The organism is Roseomonas sp. TAS13 (assembly GCF_001950415.1).
Classification (GTDB): domain Bacteria; phylum Pseudomonadota; class Alphaproteobacteria; order Acetobacterales; family Acetobacteraceae; genus Roseomonas; species Roseomonas mucosa.
This window is the reverse complement of record NZ_BDLP01000763.1, coordinates 1-751: the sequence shown is the minus strand read 5'-3', so window position 1 is coordinate 751 and position 751 is coordinate 1. Positions and strand designations below refer to the sequence as shown.

The following is a 751-nucleotide window of genomic DNA, read 5'->3' as shown; positions in this document are numbered from 1 at the left end:
GCAGCAGCAGCGCCCATGAGACCCGCCCGGCCCGGCCGGCCTCCACCAGCCGCACCGCCGCCAGCCCGGCGCCGCAGGCCATGGCGAGGCCGGCGAGCTGGTACTGCACCCGCGTCGCATCCGTGGCCCCGACCAGGCCGCCGAGGACGACCTCGCCGGAAGCGAGCCCCCAGGCCACGCCCGCCGCGACAAAGGGGCCGGTCAGCATCGCCGTGGCCACCAGCCAGCGCCGGGCCGCCGCATCCGCCCCGGTCGCCATGCCCGCCGCCAGCATGGCGGGGCCGAGCAGGACCGCCTCCGGCAGCTTCTGCGACAGGATCTCGGCCGAACTGCTCCAGGTCGCGGCCAGCACCATCCAGAGCCAGAGCGCCCCCGCGGCGGCGAGGGGCAGCGCCACCGGGCGCAGCACCGTCCAGCGGCGCGAGGCCAGGAGCCAGGGGAAGGAGACGGCCAACGCGCCGGCGGAAAGCACCGTGATGTCCGGCAGGGCGGCGGTCTGCGGCACGGATTTCAGCGCCCCGGCCAGGAACAGCACCGCCGCGGCCATCCCGGCCAGCGAGCCCGGCGCGGCGGCATCGACCCGTGCCACCGGCTCAGCCTTCCGGCATGGGGGAGGGGGAGCGTGGCAGGGGGGCGAAATCCGGATGGCCCCGGCGCTGGCCGAGGGGCATCGCGGGGGCGTTCCCCATGCCCCGCGGAGGTGCCGGCCGGGCGGCGGGGTAGGGACCGGCCGCCGCGCCCGGGGGAAGAC

Annotated in this window: 1 pseudogene; it reads right to left on the bottom strand. The window is 78.2% G+C overall.

Features of this window, described 5'->3' with window-relative positions:
- Positions 1 to 589 (bottom strand): annotated as a pseudogene (locus tag ROTAS13_RS25385) (O-antigen ligase domain-containing protein); the annotation flags it as partial.
- Between the last annotated feature and the right edge of the window lie 162 nt (positions 590 to 751).